Genomic DNA, 17,243 nt, shown 5'->3' with positions numbered 1-17,243 from the left:
GCCTTAACTATAAGAAGAATCAGTATATACACTCTTATGAAAATATTAGTTAAAAAATTAAAAGGAAAATGGAGATTAATGTCGAATTTAAATAATATCTACTATGTATCTTAGTCATTTATTGTAACAGAAGTAACTCAAGGAGGGATCTTATGATGAAAGTATTAAAAAAGATAGGCTGGAGAAATTTGAAAATTGGGTTGAAATACTCTGTTTCCCTGATCATCTCTATATTTTTCTTTATAATTTCCGCAGTAATTGTATATGGATTAATGGGAAATGTTAAAAAAAATATAGAAGTAGTAGATCAAAAAATGTCTTATGTGGAAACGATACACAACATGATTGCAAATTTTAATGAAGTAGATGCCATAACATATGACTATGTTACCTATCTTACTTCAAAAACACTCGATACTTTCGGCAATACAATGACTCAATTCAATGAAGGACTGGCTGTATTAAAAGAACTGCCTGAACTACAGGATTCTCAGGAACTTATCGAAAAAATCAGCAATAATGCTGCGAGAATCAATACGATCTTTATAGACGAAATTGTTCCTTCTGTAAACAGATATAAAGTAGAAGCCATGATGCAGAAAGGAAAAAATGCATCTATGGAAATTTCAACCTTAAAACATATAACAATTGAGGAATTGAAAGAACTTAGAGAAATTATAATCGCAAAAAAAGATGAAGCTGTACAAGAAGCTCTAAATAGTTTAAGGCTTACGATACTTATTCTGATTGTATCTATTGCTGTATCTTCAGCCCTGGGATTTTTGATTATGTTTTTAATATCCCGTATAATTCAAAAGTATTTAAACCAGATCGTATCCTTAAGTAATGAAGTTTCCAAAGGAAATTTGGCTGTACAAAAAATCAATTATGACGGCAATGACGAAATAGGTCTTTTATCGAAAGCTTTTAATACGATGATTGAAAATTTAAGAAAAATGATTCATCAGATTTCTGATGCTTCCAAAGAAGTAAATACAGAAAGTGAAAGGCTTACTGAATCCGCCAATCAAATTCAACAAATCAGCGAGCAAATTGCATTTACTATGCAGGCATTATCTGATGGCGCTGAGAAACAGGCTAATTCATCAGGAGAGGTGGCTAAATTTATATCAAGTTTAAACAACAGTATTGCAAATTCCAATGAAGACAGCAAACATCTATATACATCCATTGATGGACTTTCCAATATGTCTACCCAAGGAAAAGAGCTTATTGAAAACTACATCGCTCAAATGGACAAGATCAATGATACCTTTAAACATTCTATGGCTAAAGTAGAAAACTTAGATACGAAATCTCAGGAAATCACCCGACTGGTAGAAATCATCAATGCCATTGCAAAGCAGACTAATTTGCTGGCTCTTAATGCAGCCATAGAGGCAGCAAGAGCGGGAGAAGCAGGGCGAGGATTTGCAGTTGTATCAGATGAGATCAGAAAATTGGCAGAACAGGTAAGTGATTCTGCTGTTGGTATAAGCCATATCATCCAGGGAATACAGTCTGAATCAAAATCCGTAGTTCATTCCTTAAGAGAGGGTTATGGAGAAGTACAGGAAGGCATAGACCAAATCAAAGTAACGGGAGAAGCCTTTACAAATATAAATAATGAAATAATCCATATTGTAGAACGGGTAAAAAATGTAGCCTATAATCTGAATGGAATAGCAGAAAACAGTAAAAAGATCAGATTATCAGTGGATGAAATTGCATCCATATCTCAGGACAGCGCAGCAGGTATACAGGAAACATCCGCTTCTATAGAGGAGCAGAACAGTTTTATAGAGACTGTATCCAGCAATGCAGAGAAGTTATCTATGTTGGCTGAAGATTTGAACAACAGCATTTTGGAATTTACATTATAATATAAAAACTTAATGGATAGGGAAGAAGTATTTAAACAGATTATGCCCGGGATAAATATCCTGAAGCCAGAGAGTTTTATGAGGGCAAAAAGTAGGGAAAATGCAAGATTATCTCCTATAACTTGATTGAATTGTCAAAAAAATGAAATTTAATAATATTTATGATGCACTTATGAATATATCATTATTCTAAATTTACTGTGATATGCATATATACAAGATATATTCCATAAGTGCATTTATTATGCAAAAAAGAAGTTAAATAGATTGATAAGTGGAATTTTCTGTTATTATCTGGGACTACAAAAAGTTGATAAAAGTTATCAGTTTACTATAATTAAAAAGAATGTAATTTTATTAATAAAAATACTTATTTGACAAGTCAAAAATATGGTATAATAATTTGGAAATTATTCATAGATAATTATTTATAGGTAATTACTCATAGGAAATTAATCATATATAGGGAGGCACAAATATATGAATCATATTCAACTTAGACTTAGAGGCAAGATGACTTTCTTTTTTAGTATTTTACTGCTTATATGTGGAACAGTGATTTTAATGTTCGTCCGAGATGGAGTAAATGCATTAAATAGTTATAATATGGAAAAACAATTAAAATCCATTGTTGATTTGGAATATGAATTATTTTCTCGTGAATTTCAGGGAGCCTGGAGTTTAAAAGAAGGAAATCTTTATAAGGGGGATGCTTTATTGGATGGCAGCAGTGATGTAGTAGATGCCATAAGCGGTGCGACCAGGTATTCTATTGCGCTATTTTCTGATGAGAAAGTTGTAGCGACTTCTTTTCCGGAAACCAATATTTCTTCTGAGGCCCTAAAAATTTTAAAAGAGAAAAAAGAAGCCATAATTGAAGAAGTTATTTTAAATGGAGCTGCTTATGAAGTGATCTATAAGCCAATTATAGATTCCTCTCAAAACCTTATTGGAAGCTTTAGTGTATGGGTTTTAAAAGATGATGTTATTAACATGAGTCGTGCCTTGTTTAGAAATTTGTCGCTTATTACAACTATGGTGATTATAATAGGTATTATTTTTGTATTGGTGTTTGGAAGACAAATTAGCAGGCCCTTAACCCGAGTGATTAAAGACGTTTTAAAAATTGCCCATGGAGATTATTTAGTGGATGTTCAGAGATATGATTTGACCAGAAAAGATGAAGTAGGGGATTTATCAAGAGCCATTAAAGAAATGGTAGAAAAGCATAAAGGAATGTTTAAGTGTTTGTTAACGGATTCACAGGAGATGAGTTCTTCTTCTCAAAGCCTTTATGGAGCAGTTGAAGCCATTACAGTCCGAGTAGAAGAAATTACTGCTTCAACGGAAGATATTGCTTCGGTTATGACCAAAATCGATGCGGCAACTCTGGAAGTGAATCATACCAGTTCTGTTGTAGCAGATAATATAAGAAATTTAGCGGGCCATATCAGTCAGAGCAATCATACAGTAGGCCAGATTAAGGAACGGGCTGAAAGCATGAAAAAAGCATCTCAACAATCCCAGGATGAGACCCATCTGGTTTATACTCAAAAGAAAGCAAAAATATTAGAAGCCATTGAAAAAGCAGAAGTTGTAAAAGAGATTCAAAATATGGCCCAACTTATTTCAAGTGTTGCAGCACAGACCAATCTGTTAGCTCTTAATGCCAGCATCGAAGCGGCAAGGGCAGGGGAACAGGGAAAAGGTTTTGCCGTAGTAGCAGAAGAAATAAGAGTACTGGCAGAACAATCAGCCAGTGCTGTTACCAATATACATGCCGTTATAGCACAGGTATACGAGGCTTTTGAGAATCTTTCCAACAATGGAAAAGATATTTTGGACTTCATTAATGATAAAGTGATTAAAGATTATGATTTAATGGCAGAAACCAGTATACAATACCAAAAGGATTCAAAGCTGGTAGAGGAGCTGGTTCGGGATTTTACAAAGAGCACCCAAAGCATTGCTTCTTCAATGGAGCAAATTCAAGAGCAGATAAAAGCGATTTCTCAATCAATTACATCAGCTTCTTCCAGCACCCAAACCATTTCTTTCAGATTAAAAGAAACCGCCTCAACTGTGGAAGCCATTTCATCTGTTGCTGAAACACAGGCAGAATTAGGAGAACAGCTGGCAGCTATGCTTAGTCAATTTCATACCGATTAGAAAGGATAAAAACAGAGGGGTTTATACCTATTCCATAGGTATAAACCCCAGTCTTTCATACATAGTAAGGGAGATCTTATTGCTGATCGGTAGTTTGTGATCTTTTTGGAATTTATGCACTGCACTTTTCATACTTTCTCCATATTTTCCGTCACAGTAGCCATTATAATAGCCTAAGTCATTAAGCCTTCGCTGAACCATAAGTACATCAGCACCGGTATGTCCTGGCTCCAGTACCCTGAAGTAATCCCCGAAAGGTCCAAAGATTCCTTTTACAATGGTTATTTTGGTGCCGATGGGAATCATCTTTTGCAGTTCATTAGCATCTTTATTATACATCCGTATGCATCCATGGGAAAGAGGCCTCCCTATGGACCAAGGTTCATCTGTTCCGTGGATTCCGTATTTACCCCAGGGTACGTTAAATCCCATCCAGGTACCTCCGAAGCCTTCCCCCCAATCAGCTTTTGAGATGATGGTCCATGTCCCAAGGGGAGAGGGTGAAATGGTTCGTCCTCCTGATACAGGATAGATTTTTATGATTTCGCCATTTTTAAACACATACATTTTATAATCATCCAGGTCAACATGAATGTAATATGGATTTTTATTGAGATGAAGAGCCGTTTCGTAAATATGAAGCGTATTGTAACGATAATAAATCATATCGGATAACACTAAACCCAAGATGACGAGCAGTAAGATTTGAATTTTAAAGGATCTCATGCACTCCCCCCTGATTGGGTATGGTTGAACATTATATGATATGAGCAAAAGATCCACTATAGAACTAAAAACCTTAATACCTAACACTTAAATTGGCGTTTTATTTTTCAGAAGTCAATATCTTAGCAATTGAAACAACAACTACATACAGAACGCCAGCCACAGGCCATACAACCCACGTGACATTCCAATTATTTGTTGGCAACGACCATGCCAGATAAACTGCTAAAACTATTGGCCAATATATTCCTGCCAGTTTATCTGAAACTTTGGAAGCTTTCTTTTTATCAGGGGTATAATCCCCTGTCTGAAGCAATATATCATAGCTTGAGTTGATTATTCCAACTCGGATGAACATATTTACTGCAACAGTTATGATGGTAAGAAGCAATCCAATCATAACCGAAATAATATACTCTTTCTCCGTAAGAAAGCTGCTGATTAATAAGGGGATGGGGGCTAAAATGCAAAGTATTACTCCAATAGAAATATTCATATTAAATGTTTTTTCAAAGGTTTCTTTCTTTTCTTTTGCGATCTGGGTAACACCGTAGACCGTATCGATTTCCTCTGTTTTTAAAAAATCATATCTTTTTTCCCTGTTTCTGCAAGAGATAAAGATGAAAACAGCGGTAGCGATCATAATTAGTAAAATTGTAATTCCTAGCCCGCCCGCCAAATTTTCTGAAATGCCCAATATTCCACTACTTGAAAAACCAAAAAGAAGAATTAAAAGTATGGGAGATAAAATGCAAAGAGATACGCCTAACGCAATAAGCGGTGCATTTTTTTCTTCTATTCTAAGAAATTCAGATGCTTCTTCCATACTTACCGTAGGAAGTTTCTTTACAGTTTCTACAGATTCTTTTATCGGATGTTCACTGTTCGCTCTGGAGGCATTGTCTTTAAGCAAGTAGTCTGTAGTAACTCCAAAAATTTCTGCCATCTGAATGATCTTGTTAATATCTGGAATGGATTGAGCGCTTTCCCATTTTGATACAGACTGTCTGGAGACCCCCAGCTTATTTGCCAGTTCCTCTTGACTCCAACCATTACGTTTTCTCTCTTCGATGATCTTATCCGCTAATATCATTTTTTCTCCTTCCTTTCATGGTATATTGAGATATCTTTATAATAGCAGAAAAGATGGTTGTAGGCTATAAAGCCTACTTTTCAATATGTCAACTGGTGGTTGCATTTAATTGTCAGTGGTATTGCAGCCTAGACATGAAAAAAGAAATCCTGCCAGCCTGAAGCTTGGCAGGATTATTTTCAATTATATTTCTTTAGTATACGTATATCGGTTCCAATGAATTTTAATGCTTTATAGTTTCCAAATACTCTGGATATAATTCTTTCAGAATATTGCTTTTGCCAGTCATTGGGAGAAAGGTTTGTAGAAATGATTGTAGACTTTCTGTCAAGAAGTCTTGCATTAAGACAGTTAAACAATTCTGCACCGGTAAGGGCTGTATTAAATTCTGTGCCTAAATCATCTATAATAAGCAAATCCACTGTAAAGATGGCATCCAGATAGGTAGAATCTTCGATTTCCTCTTTGCGAAATCTTTCCTGTTCAAACAGTTTAAACAGCTGAAAGGCTGTTAAATAAAGTACGGTTTTTCCACGATCTAAAAGATCTTTTGCAATACAGTTGCATAAAAATGTTTTACCAAGACCGGGATCTCCGTAAAAAATCAGATTGCTGAATGTCTCATCAAACTCATTGACAAAGCGGATGCAGTGGCTGTAGATTTGCTTAATATTTTCTTTTGGAGAAATGTTAGCCTGGGGATGAATTTCATCCGAATAATAATCAAAATTAAAGTTATCAAAGTTTTCTACAGACAAGATATCCTTTAAATTGGATTGGTCATACGCCACATCAATAAGAGCCTGTTTAAAACAATGACACGGGGAATGATCAATATATCCCGTATCCTTGCAGTCGTTGCAGTTATAGGAAGGCTCCAGATAATCCTTGTCATATCCGTTAATGTATAAAAGCTCAGCTTTTTCAATTACTAAGTCTAAATTTCTCTGTTCTAATGATTTGATCAATTCATCTGCTTTTTCCGGATGCTGCAAGATCAGTCTCGAAACCTCTATACCGGTGCTGGAAAGGATTTTATCGATCTCTGCAATTCTGGGGATTTTGGCATATACTTCTTCCTGTCTGGCTTTTAAGCGCCTGTTTGCAAGATCTCTTTTGACTTCATAATCCCTCAGGATTTTCTTGTACTGACTTTCTTTTACCGTCATTCATATCACCTGCCTTCAGAAAGCTGTTTAGTAAGGTATTCTCTTTCCAGTCGTTCCAATTCATCAAAATCCCAATTTCTTTGCTTGAAATTAACAAATTTACTGGGTTTAGAATAATAGTCTGCTGTCTGAGAATCATTGGTAGTGGGGTTATTTTGCATAGTTTTCTTTTGAAGATATGCAGCGTCCAGTTTCTCAATATCTTCCAGAGATTTAACTTTATTTTTAGCCCAGTTTTTTAATATAGAATCTGTATACTGGAAGCTCGGCTTTTGAGTCTGAACAATGGTTCTTTTGCATGCTTCCAAAACAATGTCCAAAGGAAAAGACTTAATCCATCTGTCCATACATTCAATTTCAGAAGGAGCCGGATCTCTGTTGGTCAGACCAAAGCATTTCATAATTTCCCGGTAATCGTTATTGAATACCTTCATTCTTGCCTTGGCTTTTTCAACCGTCGTAATGCCTTCTTCTACCCAGGTAATGGCTACTTTTTCGATGTATCGAATACTTCTGTGGTTATTGGAGATACAATGCTCCAGTAAGAGCTCTATAACGTCTAAAGGCAGTCTTAGCCAATCATACAAACTATATAAGATTTTTAAATCATTGTGATTTAACATTCGTCCCAGATATCTTTCAGCAATTTTAAATAACTGGCTGATTTCAGGATTTTTCATATAAATCGTTAGTTCCTCGGGAGTGTAATCCGGTTTGGATTCCAAATGAATATGTACGTCTTTATTTTCAGCGATAGCATTGGTTGTTTCTGTTTTTTGACTTTTTTCTGTGTAAGGTGATGGCATATGATAAGAAATATAGATATTGTCATCATCATGCCATTCAAAATCCATTAAGCCTTGTTCTTTCCAATACTGAAATGCTTTTATGACATCGGATTCCAGTAAGTCCAGTTTTTCTGCCATTTCTTTCGAGGTGAGATTGTGTTGGCCGTGGAAGCAAAAGCGATAACCGTATAAATAGACTTTAACAAAATTTCCATTGGCTTTTGGCATATATGTATCAATAAACTCGTTGGAAATCGGTGTTGTGGATAATTCTAGATTGTTTTTAATATTTAGAATCGCCATCACTATCTCTCCTTTCATCAAGGTCCCATTGGTACTGCTATTATATCATATTCTTTTAGTAATGTTTACGAAAGAAAATTTCGACTTCTATTATTCTATACACACTCAATATGTTAATAACTCTGTGGATAATGTGGATAAGTTCGTGAAATTTCAATATATTTCATGATATAAAATTCCCAAAAGGCTAAGCTTTTGGGAATTAAAAGTTGTGTTAAATTATGGAAGTTTATATTGATCAAGAGGAAATTATTCACATGAAATCATTTGAGAATCTGTTGACAATTCTGTGGATAATGTGGACAAATTGGCGCCTAAAAGGTCTTCTCCTATAATACTCACATCTCCAGCACCCATAGTTATCAACAGATCCCCGGGGATACAATTTTCTAAAAGAAAATTTTCAATAGATTCAAAATCTGAAAAATAATAGGATTTCTTACCTAATTTTTCAAGTTCTTTTTGCAAATCTTTTGAGTGTACTTCACCTAAATCCTTTTCCCTGGCGGCATAAATATCTGTTAAAATAATATGATCTGCTGCCGTGAGAGCTTCAGCAAATTCCTTTAAAAATGCCTTTGTCCTTGAGTAAGTGTGTGGCTGGAATACACACCATAGTCTATTGTGAGGATAATGATTGGCTACTGCCAGAGTAGCTTTTATTTCTGTAGGATGGTGAGCGTAATCGTCTACAATGGTAATTCCTTTTAGATTTCCTTTAATTTCAAAACGTTGATGGGTACCTGTAAATTTCTTTAATCCATTTGCCATATCTTCTGTCGATATATTCAATGCATGAGCACAGGCACAGGCAGCAAGAGCGTTATAAATATTATGAATGCCCGGTACGCCAAGAGAAATCCTGCCCATATTTTTTCCCTGATAAAACAGGTCAAAGCTTCCACAAGCTTTTTCATTATATGAAATATTGGCAGCAGTCCACATAACGCGGCTGGGGTCAGTACCAAAAGTTACTACTTTACAGTCTACTTCATCCAGTATGGAATGAATATTCTCTATATCTCCATTGATCACCAAGGTGCCTTCTTTAGGGATTCTTTTTGCAAAAGCGGTAAAGGAGTTTCTGATATGATCAATATCTTTGAAATAATCCAGATGATCTTCTTCAATGTTTAAAATGATGCCTATATAAGGATAGAATTTAAGAAAACTGTCATAATATTCACAGGCTTCGGTGATAAAATAATCGGAATGTCCTGTGCGGATATTTCCTCCTATAGCGTCTAATATGCCTCCTACGGATATGGTAGGATCTTTTTTGGCCTCCAGTAAAATATGGGATAACATGGAGGTTGTTGTAGTTTTGCCATGGGTTCCGGAAACAGCTATGGCATAAGGATAATTCTTCATAATTTGACCAAGGAGTTCTGCCCGATCCATAGTAGGAATGTTTCTTTTTCTGGCTTCCATTAGCTCCGGATTATCCTCCTTAATAGCTGCTGTGTAAACCACGAAGTCTAAATCATCTTTAATGTTTGAAGGCAAATGGCCTAAATGGAAGTCTACGCCCAGTTGTTCCAAGTGGCGTATGATTTTAGAGTTTTTCATGTCTGATCCGGACACCTTAAATCCTTTTTTCACAAGGATTTCTGCCAATCCACTCATACTGATACCGCCAATGCCTATAAAATGAATTTTTTGATGGGTATTTTCAAAATTAATATCCAGCATAGTGCACCTCTATTCGTTTATATTATAGATTTATATTAAAACAAGGATAAATAATTTATTCCCTAAAATTAAAAATAGATTTTACTATTTATATTCTAAATATAACATTATACTATATTATTATTCCAGAAAAAAGTAAAATTTGAAGCCGAATGTTTTTAGAAAAAGAACTTAAAATATTCGATAATTTGGTGTATAATGGTGAAAACTATACCATTTATAAGGTGGAAGGAGTTTAACAGTGAATCGAATTAATAAAAGTGAACGGATCGGAACGATTATAAAGATTCTTACAGAGAACCCGCAGAAAATTTTTACCCTGAATACTTTCGGAGACTTGTTTGAGTGTGCCAAATCCACTTTAAGTGAAGATATTGATATTGTAAAGAATATATTTAAAAAATTTGATTTAGGATCAATTGAAACTGTAGCGGGAGCTGCCGGAGGCGTATTATATAAGCCTGTTATGACAAAAGAGCAGATTAAGAATTTTTGTGAAGAGCTCTGTCAAAGGATTAACCAAACCGACCGAATGATCCCAGGAGGATATATTTACTTAAATGATCTCATTTATTCCCCGGAGTTAAGCTATAGTATGGGAAAAGCTCTGGCTAGTTTTTTCCAAGATCAGGATTTTGATTATGTCGTTACTATTGAAACAAAAGGTATTCCCCTTGCTCTTATGACTGCCCGAGTCTTAAACAAACCTTTAGTAGTTGTCAGAAAGGAAGGAAAGTTAACAGACGGCACAGCAATCCATATGAATTATTTAACGGGGTCTTCAAAAAGAATTCAAACCATGTCCTTAGCAAAACGTGCGCTGCCTGAAGGATCAAAAGTTATCTTTATCGATGATTTCATGAAAGCAGGAGGAACAGCCAAAGGGATCATGGACTTGATGAAAGAGTTTGAATGTGAGGCTGTTGGCGTCGGGGTTCTGATGGCGACCAAGGAACCGGAAGAAAAGCTGGTAGAGGAGTATGCGACTCTATTGGTTCTGGAAAAAGTTGATGAGGGAAAAAAAGAAATAATTGTAAAACCATTCCTGAAAACGGCCTTCTAGGCCGTTTTGACTTAATAGTTATAAAGTTCCAACAATTATGGATTGCTAAAATATAACAGCTTGTGCTATTATAAATGTACTAGAAATTTACTATATATGATGGGCTAGATGTTAAATATCTATTGAGAAGGGGAAGTGGGGGACTATGCATAAAAAAGAGATTATCTCCATGCTTTTAGCAGGAGGCCAAGGAAGCCGTCTTGGCATACTGACTAAAAATCTTGCAAAACCTGCAGTTACTTTCGGAGGGAAATATCGAATCATCGATTTCGCCTTAAGTAATTGCATTAATTCAGGAATCGATACCGTAGGTGTTCTGACTCAATATGAACCCCTGCGCTTAAATCAACATATAGGAATCGGTATTCCTTGGGACCTCGACAGAAAAGCAGGAGGCGTTACGATTTTATCTCCTTATGTCAAGGAACAGGAAGGCGCCTGGTATTCAGGAACAGCAAACGCTATCTATCAAAACATCAAATTCATTGATAACTATAATCCAGAATATGTACTGATTCTTTCAGGAGACCATATTTATAAGATGGATTACAGCAAAATGCTGGATTTCCATAAGAAAAATAATTGTGATGCAACCATTGCTGTACTAGAAATTCCGATAGAAGAAGCACATCGATTTGGTATTATGAACACTGGAGAAGGAGACCGTATCGTTGAATTTGAGGAAAAGCCCAAAAATCCCAAGAGTAATTTGGCATCCATGGGCATTTACATATTTACATGGAAAAAATTAAAGCAAGCTCTGATTGAGGATAATGCACGTCATGAAGACAGTGATTTCGGAAAGCATATCATTCCTACGATGTTGGAAAACGAGGACAGACTTTATGCTTATCGTTTCAGAGATTACTGGAAAGATGTAGGGACAATCGAATCTTATTGGCAGGCCAATATGGAGCTTATTGAAACGCTTCCCAACTTTAATTTGTATGAAGAATTTTGGAAATTCTACACCAATTTAGACTATCAAACACCTCAGTATATAGGGGGAGAAGCAGAAGTTCACAGATCTATTATCTCAGAGGGCTGCGAGATCTATGGAACAGTGATCAATTCCGTATTAGGTCCAGGTGTTATTGTAGAAAATGGTGCCGTAATAAGAGATTCAATAGTAATGGCCAATTCTGTATTAAAAGAAGGTGTTGTGCTTGATCGCTGTATTGTAGCTGAAAATTGCATTATTAACCAAAATGTTAAAATAGGAGAAGGGGAAAATATACCAAATAAAGATAAACCGAGTATATACAATACAGGGATCAGTGTTGTAGGGGAAAATACTACAATACCTGAAGGTATATGGATTGGCAAGAATTGCGTTGTTTATGGGGACACAACACCAACGCATTATGACAACGGAAGATTAGAATCAGGTTGTTCACTGATTCTGGAAGGGGTGGAAGCATGAGAGCGGTTGGAATTATTTTAGAAGGCGGAAAAACTGAAAAATTAAAGGATTTAGTTGCAAAAAGAGCGATTCCGGCTATGCCCGTAGGAGGATCTTACAGAGCGATTGACTTTACGCTTAGCAATATGTCTAATTCGGGAATTAATAAAGTAGCAGTTATTACCCAATACAACTGCCGCTCACTTTTAGACCACTTGTCATCTGCGAAATGGTGGGATTTAGGAAGAAAACAAGGAGGCCTTTTTGTTTTTTCACCATATATCTCCAGCGATAATCCTTTTGGATACCGTGGAACAGCAGATGCCATTTACAGAAATATAAGCTTCTTAAAGAGAAGTAATGAACCCTTCGTAATCATCGCGTCAGGAGATCAGATTTATAAGATGGACTATAACAAAGTCCTGGAATACCATCAGCAAAAACAAGCAGATATTACCATCATATGTAAGGATATGAAAGATGAAGATGTATCCGATTATGGCGTTATGAATCTGGATGAAGACTATAGATTGAAAGAATTTGAAGAAAAGCCAATCGATCCTCAAAGCAGTATTATCTCATTGGGAATTTACGTTATACAAAGAACCCTGCTGATTAAGCTTTTAGAAGATATTGTATCCGAAGGCCGTTTTGATATTGTCAATGATATTATCATAAGATACAGAAGAAAACTTAAGATCTATGGTTACCCCTTTGAAGGATATTGGAGAAGCTTAAAATCAATTGGAACTTATTTTGATGTAAATATGGATTTCTTAAAGAAAGATGTAAGGGATTTGTTCTTAAAGCAATATCCCCATATTTCAACCAAAGTAAAAGATGAACCCCCTGTAAAGTATAATCCTGGAGCCTGCGTAAAAGACAGTTTGGTTGGTGGAGGCTCCATTATCAATGGATGTGTAGAAAAATCTGTTTTATTTAGAAAGGTATTTACAGGTACCAATTCAGATATTAGAAATTCAGTCATCATGGAAGGAACATATATTGGAAACAATTGTAGGATAGAATACGCTATTTTGGATAAAGAAGTTGTAGTTTCTGACGGAAGAGAACTTATAGGTACGAAAGAAAAACCGATTATTTTGAAAAAAGGAAGCGTAATTTAGTGTAATTTAATACAAGTTATATTTTTAAGTAAAATTTGAATATATAAAACATATTGATATTTGGATAAATCTGTTATATAATAAGGATATATAATCGAAACGGTATCCGGGGGGATTACTCTAGGACCGCATCATGTTACAGAGAGGAGTTCGCATATGGAAATCACTGATATCCGTGTACGTAAAATTAACAAGGAAGGTAAAATGAAGGCGGTTGTTTCTGTTACTTTTGATAACGAATTTGTTGTGCATGATATCAAAGTAATCGAAGGCGATAAGGGGCGTTTTATTGCAATGCCCAGCCGTAAAACAATTGATGGAGAATTCAGAGATATTGCCCATCCAATTAATTCTGCAACAAGAGATAAAATCCAAACTGCTGTTTTGGAAAAATATGAAATGGTGCTTGTAGCGGAAGAATCTGATGATGTGGCAGAGGATGAAATCGCTGCTGATATCGAAGAATAAGAAATGAATTAGAGGGACGGTTCCTTAAGGTAAAAGCCATAGGAACCGTCCTTTTTGACTTTATTGCATAGGAAGTTCTTTTGGATTTCCTATGGCAAAAAACTTCCGGGCAAAATGGAAACTCGCGCATATTAAATTTTGTCGGTTTTGCCCACTGTATCCTGTGCGAGAATTTTGAGGGCGAAACTCTTTCTAGTATTGAATATTGAAAATTTGTCATAAACATGAGACAATGTATAAGATATTATGAAATAAGGAAGGGATTGGAATGAGCATTAGGGAGACAAAAGGATTATCAACAGTAATACTGGCTGCAGGGGAAGGCACCAGAATGAATTCAAAAAAATCAAAGGTATTACATAAAATGCTTGGAAAAAGTTTAATAGAACATGTAATGGATGCCGCAAAATATGCAGGCAGCCAGAAGATTTGTCTTGTGATCGGGCATAAAGGCGAAGAGGTAAGGGAAGCCATTGGCGATTCGGTGGAATATGCTGTTCAAAAAGAAAGATTAGGAACCGGTCATGCAGTGATGCAGGCAGATTCTTTTATTGAAGAAGAGGGAGATATCCTGGTATTATATGGCGATACGCCTCTTATTACCGGTGAAACTTTGAAAAATATGATAGAAACCCATAGAAAAGAAAAAAATGGTGTAACAATACTATCGGCAATTGTAGAAGATCCCACTGGCTATGGAAGAATTATAAGGGACGAAGCAGGAAATTTTATAAAAATCGTGGAACACAAGGATGCAAGTGAAGAAGAACTAAAAGTAAGAGAAATCAATGGAGGAATGTATTGTTTTCAGGCAAGGCTTTTGAAGGAAGCTTTAAAAGAACTGACCAATCACAATGTACAGGGAGAATATTATCTCACAGATACCCTTCATATTATTTTATCCAAAGGCTATAGGGTCAATGCAATGATTGTAAAAGACAGTACGGAGATTTTAGGGGTCAATTCAAGGGCACAATTAAGTGAAGTAACTCAGATTTTAAAAAGACGCATTAATAAAAAATTTATGGATGAAGGGGTTACCATCATAGATCCAGAAAGTACCTATATTGAGCCAGATGTTTCGATTGGCATAGATACGATCATATATCCTGGATCCATCATTCAAGGTAAAACGGTTATTGGAGAGGATTGCGTTATAGGACCTAATGCACGAATAGACAGTGCAAAGATTGGCAATGATGTAAGTATTGAATCCAGCGTGATCTTAGAAAGCGAAATAGGTTCAAACACTACAGTAGGACCTTTTGCATATATCAGACCTAACAGCAAAATTGGAAGCCATATAAAGATTGGCGATTTTGTTGAAGTAAAAAATTCTACTATAGGCAATAATACAAAAGTATCCCATTTAACTTATATTGGAGACGCCGATGTGGGGGAAAATGTCAACTTTGGTTGTGGCACCGTTGTTGTGAACTATGATGGTCATAAAAAACATAGAACCGTTATTGAAGACGAAGCGTTTATAGGATGCAATACCAATTTGGTTTCTCCTGTTACGATCCACAAAGAAGCATTTATAGCAGCAGGGTCCACTATTACAGAAAATGTTCCTGCGAGGGCATTAGGTATCGCCAGAGCAAGACAGGTTAATAAGGAAAACTGGGTGGAGAGAAGAAATAAATGATAGGATAGAAATTCCTTTGTAAATTATAAAAGATATGATATAATTAGTGTCGAATTAGGGGGGTGTAAATTACCGATATTCTAAGGAGGCCTTTTTTCATGAGGAGCGCGAACAGCGAAATCAAGATTTTTTCATGTAATGCACATCATGAGTTAGCAGAGGAAATTGCAAAAGAATTAGGATTAAAACTGGGAAACGCAGAAGTCGGACGATTTAGCGATGGCGAGATTTCAGTTCGAATTGATGATAAGGTAAGAGGAGCAGATGTATTTATTATTCAGCCTACATCCGCGCCGGTTAACGAAAATCTGATGGAATTGCTCATTATGATCGATGGGCTAAGGAGAGCTTCTGCAGGAAGAATAACAGCAGTTATTCCTTATTATGGCTATGCAAGACAAGACAGAAAAACAAGAGCCAGAGATCCTATCAGTGCAAGATTGGTTGCAGATCTCATTCAAACAGCAGGAGCCCACAGAGTGCTTGTAATGGATTTGCATTGTGCTCAAATTCAAGGATTCTTTAATATTCCTGTGGATCACTTAGTTGGAATGCCTTTATTAACGAGATATTATACTGAAAAGTTTGGCTCATTGGAAGATTTTGTTGCTGTTTCTCCGGACCTTGGAAGTGTGGGAAGAGCCAGATCTTTTGCAACAAAACTAGATATTCCTCTTGCGATTATTGACAAGAGAAGACCTAAAGCCAATGTTTCAGAGATTATGAATATAATAGGAAATATTGAAGGCAAAAGAGTTATTTTAGTAGATGATATGATTGATACAGCAGGAACTATTACAAATGCAGCCAATGCTTTAAAAGAACGAGGAGCTACAGAAGTTTATGCTTGTTGTACCCATGCGGTATTGTCCGGACCCGCTATAGAAAGAATAGAGGCGTCCGCTATTTCCGAATTGGTTGTACTCAATACTATTAAACTTTCAAAAGAAAAAAGAATTTCAAAATTAAAAGAGATTTCTGTTGCGCCTATTATGGCAGATGCTATTCATAGAATTCATGAAGATTTATCTGTATCTAAATTATTTGATTAATGAACATATAAATATAAAAATACCTAAGCCCTAGTTATACTAGGGCTCTTTGCTATGAAAAAAAACGGAGGGAAAATCAATGTTTGCAGTGATTGGATTAGGGAATCCCGGAATGCAGTATGAAACAACAAGGCACAATGTGGGATTTGAAGTCATCGAAAGATTAGCCTTTGAACATAACATTAATGTAAATAAGAAAAAGCATCAGGCTTTGCTTGGAGAAGGAATGATTGCCGGAGAAAGAGTTGTTTTGGCAAAGCCTCAGACCTATATGAATCTTAGCGGACAAAGCGTTATAGAGATTATGAATTGGTATAAGATAGACAGAAATCATATAATTATAATATATGATGATATCAGCCTGCCCATCGGACAATTAAGAATCCGTACTCAAGGCAGTGCAGGAGGTCATAATGGCATAAAAAACATCATTGCTCATCTAAATTCCCAGGAGTTTTTAAGGGTGAAAGTTGGTGTTGGCGAAAAGCCTCCAGGCTGGGATTTGGCCGACTATGTATTAAGTCGCTTTACGAAAGAAGAAATAGAAGAAATGGTAAAGAGTATTAAACTCGCTGCAGATGCTGTTGAAACCATTATAAGAGAAGGCAGTACCTCTGCCATGAATAAATTTAATCAGCGGATAAGGGAGTGACGACTTGA

At 36.0% G+C, this 17,243-nt stretch carries 14 protein-coding genes; 9 read left to right on the top strand and 5 right to left on the bottom strand.

What is annotated here, in order from left to right:
* Positions 1-152: 152 nt before the first annotated feature.
* On the top strand, positions 153-1,883 hold the full coding sequence (locus JOD07_RS03490; protein WP_158739442.1) for a methyl-accepting chemotaxis protein: 1,731 nt from the start codon (positions 153-155) through the stop codon (positions 1,881-1,883).
* A gap of 480 nt (positions 1,884-2,363) precedes the next feature.
* Positions 2,364-4,052: a methyl-accepting chemotaxis protein gene (locus tag JOD07_RS03485; protein ID WP_158739443.1), complete on the top strand. Its 1,689-nt coding sequence runs from the start codon at positions 2,364-2,366 to the stop codon at positions 4,050-4,052.
* A 27-nt stretch (positions 4,053-4,079) separates the two neighbouring features.
* Here the strand turns inward: JOD07_RS03485 and JOD07_RS03480 are convergent, their stop codons facing one another.
* The 5 genes from JOD07_RS03480 to murC all read right to left on the bottom strand — a co-directional run bounded on the left by JOD07_RS03480 (position 4,080) and on the right by murC (position 9,823).
* The gene (locus JOD07_RS03480) at positions 4,080-4,778 is read right to left on the bottom strand and encodes a L,D-transpeptidase family protein (RefSeq protein ID WP_158739444.1); all 699 of its coding nucleotides are present in this window, start codon (positions 4,776-4,778) and stop codon (positions 4,080-4,082) included.
* Between the two features lie 100 nt (positions 4,779-4,878).
* A complete protein-coding gene (locus JOD07_RS03475; protein ID WP_204612232.1) occupies positions 4,879-5,871 on the bottom strand; it encodes a helix-turn-helix domain-containing protein in 993 nt (330 codons plus the stop codon).
* Between the two features lie 179 nt (positions 5,872-6,050).
* Positions 6,051-7,040, bottom strand: a complete 990-nt coding sequence (locus tag JOD07_RS03470; protein ID WP_158739445.1) for an ATP-binding protein — start codon at positions 7,038-7,040, stop codon at positions 6,051-6,053.
* Between the two features lie 5 nt (positions 7,041-7,045).
* Positions 7,046-8,131: a DnaD domain protein gene (locus JOD07_RS03465; protein ID WP_158739446.1), complete on the bottom strand. Its 1,086-nt coding sequence runs from the start codon at positions 8,129-8,131 to the stop codon at positions 7,046-7,048.
* Between the two features lie 249 nt (positions 8,132-8,380).
* On the bottom strand, positions 8,381-9,823 hold the full coding sequence (gene murC, locus JOD07_RS03460) for a UDP-N-acetylmuramate--L-alanine ligase (RefSeq protein WP_204612230.1): 1,443 nt from the start codon (positions 9,821-9,823) through the stop codon (positions 8,381-8,383).
* Between the two features lie 241 nt (positions 9,824-10,064).
* Here murC and purR point away from each other — a divergent pair, with 241 nt between their 5' ends.
* From purR to pth, 7 genes are all read left to right on the top strand, one after another.
* Positions 10,065-10,886, top strand: coding sequence for a pur operon repressor (gene purR, locus JOD07_RS03455; RefSeq protein WP_158739448.1), 822 nt, complete (start codon positions 10,065-10,067; stop codon positions 10,884-10,886).
* A 145-nt stretch (positions 10,887-11,031) separates the two neighbouring features.
* Complete coding sequence (locus JOD07_RS03450) at positions 11,032-12,309, top strand: glucose-1-phosphate adenylyltransferase (protein WP_158739449.1); 1,278 nt, start codon at positions 11,032-11,034, stop codon at positions 12,307-12,309.
* Complete coding sequence (glgD, locus tag JOD07_RS03445; RefSeq protein ID WP_158739450.1) at positions 12,306-13,415, top strand: glucose-1-phosphate adenylyltransferase subunit GlgD; 1,110 nt, start codon at positions 12,306-12,308, stop codon at positions 13,413-13,415. The genes JOD07_RS03450 and glgD overlap by 4 nt, the downstream gene beginning before the upstream one ends.
* A gap of 156 nt (positions 13,416-13,571) precedes the next feature.
* Positions 13,572-13,883 carry a septation regulator SpoVG gene (gene spoVG, locus JOD07_RS03440; RefSeq protein ID WP_158739451.1) on the top strand — a complete coding sequence of 104 codons (312 nt, stop codon included), beginning with the start codon at positions 13,572-13,574 and terminating at the stop codon, positions 13,881-13,883.
* Between the two features lie 268 nt (positions 13,884-14,151).
* Complete coding sequence (gene glmU / locus JOD07_RS03435; protein ID WP_204612228.1) at positions 14,152-15,531, top strand: bifunctional UDP-N-acetylglucosamine diphosphorylase/glucosamine-1-phosphate N-acetyltransferase GlmU; 1,380 nt, start codon at positions 14,152-14,154, stop codon at positions 15,529-15,531.
* 98 nt (positions 15,532-15,629) lie between these two features.
* Positions 15,630-16,583 (top strand): ribose-phosphate diphosphokinase, encoded by a 954-nt coding sequence (locus JOD07_RS03430; protein ID WP_158739453.1) that lies wholly within the window; start codon positions 15,630-15,632, stop codon positions 16,581-16,583.
* 79 nt (positions 16,584-16,662) lie between these two features.
* Positions 16,663-17,235: an aminoacyl-tRNA hydrolase gene (gene pth / locus JOD07_RS03425; protein WP_204612226.1), complete on the top strand. Its 573-nt coding sequence runs from the start codon at positions 16,663-16,665 to the stop codon at positions 17,233-17,235.
* Positions 17,236-17,243: the final 8 nt, after the last annotated feature.

This window comes from Defluviitalea raffinosedens (genome assembly GCF_016908775.1).
Taxonomy (GTDB): Bacteria; Bacillota; Clostridia; order Lachnospirales; family Defluviitaleaceae; genus Defluviitalea; species Defluviitalea raffinosedens.
Note: the sequence above shows the minus strand (reverse complement) of the source record. Positions and strands in the feature narration are given on the sequence as shown.